The sequence below is a fragment of the Microbulbifer okhotskensis genome (genome assembly GCF_023895975.1).
Classification (GTDB): Bacteria; Pseudomonadota; Gammaproteobacteria; order Pseudomonadales; family Cellvibrionaceae; genus Microbulbifer; species Microbulbifer okhotskensis.
In genome coordinates, this window is record NZ_JALBWM010000005.1 from 86,201 (window position 1) to 93,911 (window position 7,711).

Consider the following 7,711-nt stretch of genomic DNA (forward strand, 5'->3'; position numbering starts at 1 on the left):
ACTAAAGCTGTCCCTACCTCGGAGGCTTTCATGCCCCACAACTTTATGCAGAGTACAACTCCCGCGCTGCTGGTGCTCGCTGATGGTAGCGTCTTTGAAGGACGCGCAATCGGTGCCCATGGCAGTTCTGTTGGCGAGGTGGTGTTCAACACCTCCATGACCGGCTACCAGGAGATCCTGACCGATCCCTCTTACGCCCGTCAGATTGTGACTTTGACTTACCCGCATATTGGCAACACGGGTACTAACCAGGAAGACGAAGAGTGCGCCGATATCTGGGCCGCCGGCTTGGTGATTCGCGATTTGCCGCTGCTCGCCAGCAGCTTTCGCAGTGAGCAATCTCTGGAAGACTACCTGCGTGAACGCAATATCGTCGGTATCGCCGATATCGACACCCGTCGCCTGACCCGCCTGCTGCGGGATAAAGGCGCACAGAGTGGCTGTATCGTCGCTGGCGATAATATCGACCGCGAAGCCGCCCTGGCCAAGGCGAAGGAATTTGCCGGCCTGAAAGGTATGGATCTGGCCAAAGTTGTCAGTACCACAGAAGCCTATCCCTTTAGCGAGGGTACCTGGGTGTTGGGCGAAGGGCACAAGACTGCGCCGGAGCAACCTTTCAAAGTGGTGGCGTACGATTTCGGTGTGAAGCGCAATATCCTGCGTATGCTGGTGGATCGCGGTTGTGATATCACCGTGGTACCGGCGGAGACATCGGCGTCTGAAGTGCTGGCAATGAATCCCAACGGCGTTTTCCTCTCCAATGGTCCCGGTGACCCCGAGCCCTGCGAATACGCCATTGCTGCGATCCGCAAAATCCTTGACGCTGGTATTCCCACCTACGGCATCTGCCTGGGTCACCAGCTGTTGGGCCTGGCGGTGGGTGGCAAGACGGCCAAAATGAAGTTTGGCCACCACGGTGGTAACCACCCGGTGCAGGATCTGAACAGCACCAAGGTGATGATCACTGCACAGAACCACGGTTTTGAAGTGGATGCGGACAGTCTGCCGGACAATGTGGAAGTTACCCACAAGTCCCTGTTCGATGGCACTCTGCAAGGCATTCGCCTGACAGACAAGCCGGCCTTCAGTTTCCAGGGACACCCGGAAGCGAGCCCAGGCCCACATGATGTGGCGCCACTGTTCGACCACTTTATCGATTTGATGAAAGAGCGCGCCTAAGGGCGCAGCAGCCCAGGGTAGGGCGAACAACCGCCGCTTTTGCGGCGGTTTTAACAAGACACGAATAGAAATTAAGCGCAGCCGGCCCGGGCCGGTAGTAGAACGGAAGAAAGATGCCAAAACGCACAGATATCCATAGCATTCTGATTATCGGCGCCGGCCCCATCGTTATCGGCCAGGCCTGCGAATTTGACTACTCCGGTGCCCAGGCCTGTAAGGCGCTGCGCGAAGAGGGTTATCGGGTCATCCTGGTGAACTCTAACCCGGCCACCATCATGACCGATCCGGCCATGGCCGATGCCACCTATATCGAGCCGGTGGAATGGCGCACCGTCGCCAAGATTATCGAGCAGGAGCGCCCCGACGCTATCCTGCCCACCATGGGCGGCCAGACGGCACTGAACTGTGCCCTGGACCTGGATAAGCACGGCATCCTAAAGGAATTCAATGTCGAGCTGATCGGTGCGGACAAAGACGCCATCGAGAAAGCGGAAGACCGTAATCTGTTCGACCAGGCGATGAAGGCGATCGGCCTTGAGACACCACGCGCCAAGATCGTGCACTCCATGGATGAGGCGAAGAAGGTTCCGGAAGCGTTTGGCTTTCCGGTTATTATCCGTCCGTCCTTCACCATGGGGGGCTCCGGTGGCGGTGTGGCCTACAACTGGCCGGAATTTGAAGAGATTTGTAAACGTGGCCTCGATCTCTCCCCCACCAACGAACTGCTGATTGACGAATCCCTGCTCGGCTGGAAAGAGTACGAGATGGAAGTCGTGCGCGACAAGAACGACAACTGCATCATCGTATGCGCCATCGAGAATTTTGATCCGATGGGGGTGCACACTGGCGACTCCATCACCGTAGCTCCAGCACAAACGCTGACCGATAAGGAATACCAGCTGATGCGCAACGCCTCGATCGCGGTATTGCGCGAGATTGGCGTTGAGACCGGCGGCTCCAATGTACAGTTTGGCGTCTGCCCGAAAACTGGCCGCGTGGTAGTGATTGAGATGAACCCGCGGGTATCCCGTTCCTCGGCGCTGGCCTCCAAGGCCACGGGTTTCCCGATCGCCAAGGTTGCCGCCAAGTTGGCAGTGGGTTACACCCTCGACGAGTTGCAGAACGATATCACTGGCGGCGCTACTCCGGCGTCCTTTGAGCCATCTATCGATTACGTTGTCACCAAGATTCCGCGTTTCACCTTCGAGAAATTTGGTGAAGCCGATGCGCGCCTGACCACCCAGATGAAATCCGTGGGTGAAGTGATGGCGATCGGCCGTACATTCCAAGAATCCCTGCAGAAGGCCCTGCGCGGTCTGGAGGTGGGCAGCTTCGGCTTGGAAAGTAAGATTGATCCCAGTAAGGACGGTGCCGAGAACCGTCTGCGCAGCGAACTCTCCATACCCGGTGCCGAGCGTATTTGGTATCTGGGCGACGCCTTCCGCATGGGTATGAGCGTTGATGATGTGTTCGACTTGTCTGCTATCGATCCCTGGTTCCTGGTACAGATCGAAGAGTTGATTAAAATTGAGCAACCGCTCAAGTCGCTGCCCACTTCGGCACTGACGCAAGAGTACATGCGTTTCCTCAAGCGCAAAGGCTTCTCCGATCGCCGCCTGGCAGACCTGCTCGGTGTGAGTCAGAAGACGGTCCGCGAACTGCGCCATAAACTGGGCATCTTCCCGTCGTTCAAGCGCGTGGACACCTGCGCGGCTGAATTCAGCACGTCCACCGCATACATGTACTCCACTTACGACGAAGAGTGCGAAGCGGAGCCATCTGACAAGAAGAAAATCATGGTACTCGGTGGCGGTCCCAACCGTATTGGTCAGGGCATCGAGTTCGACTACTGCTGTGTGCACGCGGCCCTGGCCATGCGTGAAGACGGTTATGAGACCATCATGGTCAACTGTAACCCCGAGACAGTATCCACCGACTACGATACTTCCGATCGCCTCTACTTCGAGCCGGTCACTCTGGAAGACGTGTTGGAAATCGTTGCCAAAGAGAAGCCGGAAGGCGTGATCGTACAGTTCGGCGGCCAGACCCCGCTGAATCTGGCACGTCATCTGGCTAACGAAGGTGTGCCCATTATCGGTACCTCGCCAGAGCAGATCGATCGCGCCGAAGACCGCGAGCGCTTTCAGCAGATGATTATGCGTCTGGGCCTCAAACAGCCGAAAAACGCCATCGTGCGCTCTGTGTCCGAAGCTATCCAGGCAGCAAAAGATGTGGGCTACCCGCTGGTGGTGCGTCCCTCCTATGTACTGGGCGGTCGTGCCATGGAGATCGTCTACAAAGAAGACGAACTGTTTACCTACATGAAAGAAGCGGTACAGGTCTCCGACGATGCGCCGGTACTGCTGGATCACTTCCTCAATGCTGCCATCGAGGTAGATATCGATGCGGTATCCGATGGCCAGGACGTTGTGATCGGCGCCATCATGCAGCATATCGAACAGTGCGGTGTGCACTCCGGTGACTCCGCTTGTTCCCTGCCGCCCTACAGCCTGCCGGCCGATGTGCAGGATCGTATGCGCGAAGAAGTCAAAGCCATGGCGCGCGAGCTGGGCGTGGTGGGCCTGATGAACACCCAGCTGGCTTACCAGGACGGTGAGATCTTCGTGATCGAAGTGAACCCCCGCGCTTCCCGTACCGTGCCGTTTGTGTCCAAATGCATCGGTACTTCCCTGGCGAAAGTGGCCGCGCGCTGTCAGGCCGGTATTAGCCTGCAAGCACAGGGTTTTACCAAAGAAATCGTACCGGATTATTTCTCCGTGAAGGAGTCGGTATTCCCGTTCAACAAATTCCCCAAAGTAGACCCGATTCTCGGCCCTGAGATGAAGTCTACCGGCGAAGTGATGGGCGTTGGTGCAACTTTTGCAGAAGCCTTCGATAAGGGCCTGGTCGCCGCAGGCGACCGCCTGCCGGAATCTGGACGCGCGTTTATCTCTGTGCGTGATTTCGACAAGGCCGATGCCGTCGGCGTTGCGCGGGATTTGGTAGAGCTGGGATTCGAGGTCATTGCCAGCCGAGGCACAGCCAAGGTCTTGCAAGAGAACGATATTCCCGTTACAACCGTCAACAAGATGAGTGAAGGCCGCCCGCATATCGTTGATATGATTAAAAACGATGAAATTGCATTGGTAGTCAATACCACCGAAGGTCGCCAGGCGATTCGCGATTCTGCAGATATTCGCCGCAGCGCTGAGAACCATCAGGTGTGTTACACCACCACCCTGGCAGCGGCCCAGGCGATGGCGATGGCGATGCGTCAGGAGCAACCGCTGCAAGTGCGTCGGTTGCAGGACCTTCACCAGGGCGTGGTTAAGTTGTCTTAACTGCTAAACCAACTTGTGAATTCCGACCGGGCCTTGTGACCTCACAGGACCTGGTTTCGTAGTAACAATAATGGAGGTCCCACATTGAACCGGGTACCAATGACCGTTGAAGGCGCGGAAGCGCTGCGTTCGGAACTGGACAATCTGAAAAAAGTCGAGCGTCCTACTGTAGTTCAGGCGATTGCTGAGGCGCGCGAACACGGTGATTTGAAGGAAAATGCTGAATATCACGCGGCGCGGGAGAAGCAGGGCTTTGTTGAAGGCCGAATCCAGGATATCGAAGCCAAGCTGTCCCACGCACAAGTGATCGATGTGAAGTCGATTGAACCCAGTGACAAGGTTATCTTTGGCACGACGGTAACGATTATCCATTTGGATAATGATACAGAAGTGGCCTACAAGATCGTGGGTGACGATGAAGCCGATGTAAAAAAGCAAAAAATCTCGGTAAATTCACCCATTGCCCGAGCGTTGATAGGCAAGGAAGTGGGAGATATCGTGGTGGTCAATACGCCTTCAGGTGCGATTGAATACGAAATCGAGGCAGTCAAACACCTGTAATCAATCGTAGATTGTAAAAAGGCGGCCAGTTGGCCGCCTTTTTTATTGCCGCCAGTTCTACTGGAATACGTAGCTCTGGTTGGCGTGGCCGGACTGCATCACCGTTGCCGTCTCGTGGAGGCCGAACTGGCCGACCAGGATGTTGTTATGGTGCCCGGATTGGTGGGCCATAGCCGTATGTCCAGAACCGATCTGTCCCAAATAGACATCATTGTGGTGGCCGCTCTGGCGGGCCCTTGCGCTGTGGTCGTATCCCGCCTGGGAAATGTCCGCTTCCTGGTTGTGGCCGCGCTGACGCATGCGGGCGTAGTGATCTCCACCTAGCTGGCGAATATCAACATCATTGGATTCGCCGGATTGGCGCATGCGTGCATCGTGACCGAAGCCGCTCTGGAAGGTATCAGCATTCTGTAATTCACCTCTCTGCCGGATTACCGCCTCAGAACCAACGCTGGCAACCTGAGTGACGGTTGCGGTGTTGTGGCTGTCGCTCTGGGTAATTTGAGCTGAGTTGCCGATACCTCCCAATTGGAAAGTGAGGGCATAGTGGTTGTCACCGGACTGCTCATGCATGGAATAGCTGCCGATCTGCCCGAACTGGAGTGTCTCTGAAACGTTGTGGGCTCCGGACTGCAGGCTGAACGCCTCATTACCGATACCGCCGGATTGTAGTGTTTCTGCGGAATGATGGTCACCTTCCTGATACTGATAGGCATAGCTACCATGTTCTGCCGCATGAACAATATCTGCACTGTTGTGGTCACCATACTGCGACTGCATGGCTGTGTTGTTCCATGTCAGAGGCCCCGTCTGGGTAACAGTTGCATGGTTATGGCCACCGCTCTGATCCTGTGTGGCAGTGTTGCCGCCGGCATAAGCGGTTCCACTAATAGCCAGGGTGAGTGCTAGGGCAATTGGGGTCAAGGTTTTCATGAATGTCTCCATTACTACAAACTTCAATGAACATTACACGGTGAAATAGCAGCCTGAGAGGCTGAAACGGGTGGCACGTCATCCTGCGCCAAGGGTTTTACAGCAGGAGTACCTAACCTGGGGAAAAGGAACCACTGTAAATAGAGTGGGCCGTGAGCCAATATAGGGTCATCGACCACTGAGGAAGGAAATTGGGTGTGCTGGATTGATCCATTTTATGACTTCCCTGATACTGCTTAGGGGTCCAAAATTGTGTTCCGTTTCCACTATTCTCGTAGGAAAAAAGGGGGTTAGCTATAGGAACTAAGTTGTAATTCCCTGAGGAAAAAGTTCTACCCCATAATATTCAATACGACTTCTGTTGGGACCCCTGACTTTCATTGGGTTACAACTTGGCTAGCGAATTCAATCCCGTTGTTTAATCGGCCAGACCTTGTTGGAGCACCTTTCTTACTGGGAAATCTGGCTGGTATTAAATCCGCCGATTTGCTGGATCGTACTTGAGGCGCCTGTTGTTATTTGATCAGTTTGCGCACTGTTAAAAATACCTATTTGGATAGTGTTCACCATTTGGTTTACGCCTTGCTGTCGCTGTGAAATTGTATTTCCCAGTCCTATCTGTGTAGATTGATTGACATTTTTCAGGCCAATTTGTTGTATGTTCACTGTATTCAATAGTCCGCCTTGTAGTGCTGAGGCTGAATTTACGTCACCCCATTGGTCTAGCTCGGACCGGTTTAATGCGCCGGCTTGTGTTACTGAAGCTTCATTGTTGAAGCCATTTTGCCCGCTAATCCCACGGTTGATCACGCCGCTTTGTGAAATAAAGGCGCTACCGGAAAAACTGAATGCTTGCGTCACTGCAGCGATATTAGCTCGATCAGACTGGTCAATATTGACACTGTTATTGGCCCCTGAAGTTTGTACCGTAGTTGCAATCTGGCCCTGCCCATCCTGGGTATGCAGGGAAAACCCATTAACCTGACCATACTGAATGGTGAACGAGGTACTTTCAGAGCCAATCTGCACACTCTGTCCGGCATTATCGCTGCCGATCGATTGAGAAATGTTGGAGAACTGATGTTGGCCAGTTTGATACTGGGTAATAGTGCTATTTATTTCAATGGTTTGTATTGCAATGGCGTCGTTAAAAAAGCCAATTTGTTCCTGAAGGATTAAATTGCTTTCATTCAGGGGAAATTTTTGCGTTGCGACAGCACTATTGCCAATACCGATTTGTACCTGCCGAATAGTCTGGTCATTACCCAGAACAGAAGTGGCAACAAAAGTTGAGATAATCGCTACGACTGTTTGAGGAGCAAAGATTTTCATAAATGCCGCCACTACTACATGAAACAAGGTGCATTGAAGAAAGCTGCAATTGCCAAAGATCGCTTTGAGTCAGTTACTTAGCCGTTTTAAGGAAAATAGTGACTGAATAATGAGCCTCGGACTTTGATTGGGTCCGGCAATTTTAAATAAGCAATAATTAAGTCAAGTGATACCGTTTGCTCACTGTTATATTTAATTATTGATGCAAAGAGTGGCCAGCTCCATAGGGTTTTAGTCACAATTTAGTGAGCAACACTTCGGACAGTTTCATACAGCTATAGCCCCATAGTCACTGTACTGCTCGTAAATGCGGGCAACTTTTCCGCAACTCAGGTCAAGATCTAACTCGTCAAAAAGTCTATCCA

General features: G+C 53.3%; 5 protein-coding genes. 3 read left to right on the forward strand and 2 right to left on the reverse strand.

Going from position 1 to position 7,711, the window contains the following annotated elements; all coding sequences use genetic code 11:
- Window positions 1–30: 30 nt before the first annotated feature.
- From carA to greA, 3 genes are all read left to right on the forward strand, one after another.
- On the forward strand, window positions 31–1,179 hold the full coding sequence (gene carA, locus MO867_RS02385; RefSeq protein WP_252464346.1) for a glutamine-hydrolyzing carbamoyl-phosphate synthase small subunit: 1,149 nt from the start codon (window positions 31–33) through the stop codon (window positions 1,177–1,179).
- A 113-nt stretch (window positions 1,180–1,292) separates the two neighbouring features.
- Complete coding sequence (carB, locus tag MO867_RS02390) at window positions 1,293–4,520, forward strand: carbamoyl-phosphate synthase large subunit (RefSeq protein ID WP_252464347.1); 3,228 nt, start codon at window positions 1,293–1,295, stop codon at window positions 4,518–4,520.
- An 84-nt stretch (window positions 4,521–4,604) separates the two neighbouring features.
- A complete protein-coding gene (gene greA / locus MO867_RS02395; protein WP_252464348.1) occupies window positions 4,605–5,081 on the forward strand; it encodes a transcription elongation factor GreA in 477 nt (158 codons plus the stop codon).
- 57 nt (window positions 5,082–5,138) lie between these two features.
- Here greA and MO867_RS02400 read toward each other — a convergent pair whose 3' ends face one another.
- Together MO867_RS02400 and MO867_RS02405 are read right to left on the reverse strand one after the other, a co-directional pair.
- Window positions 5,139–6,014, reverse strand: coding sequence for a hypothetical protein (locus tag MO867_RS02400; protein ID WP_252464349.1), 876 nt, complete (start codon window positions 6,012–6,014; stop codon window positions 5,139–5,141).
- A gap of 450 nt (window positions 6,015–6,464) precedes the next feature.
- Window positions 6,465–7,346, reverse strand: coding sequence for a hypothetical protein (locus MO867_RS02405; protein ID WP_252464350.1), 882 nt, complete (start codon window positions 7,344–7,346; stop codon window positions 6,465–6,467).
- Window positions 7,347–7,711 lie beyond the last annotated feature (365 nt).

Coding starts and splice junctions, on each gene's coding strand:
- carA (WP_252464346.1), top strand. CDS start 31: ATGCCCCACAACTTTATGCAGAGTACAACTCCCGCGCTGCTGGTGCTC.
- carB (WP_252464347.1), top strand. CDS start 1,293: ATGCCAAAACGCACAGATATCCATAGCATTCTGATTATCGGCGCCGGC.
- MO867_RS02400 (WP_252464349.1), bottom strand. CDS start 6,014: ATGAAAACCTTGACCCCAATTGCCCTAGCACTCACCCTGGCTATTAGT.
- MO867_RS02405 (WP_252464350.1), bottom strand. CDS start 7,346: ATGAAAATCTTTGCTCCTCAAACAGTCGTAGCGATTATCTCAACTTTT.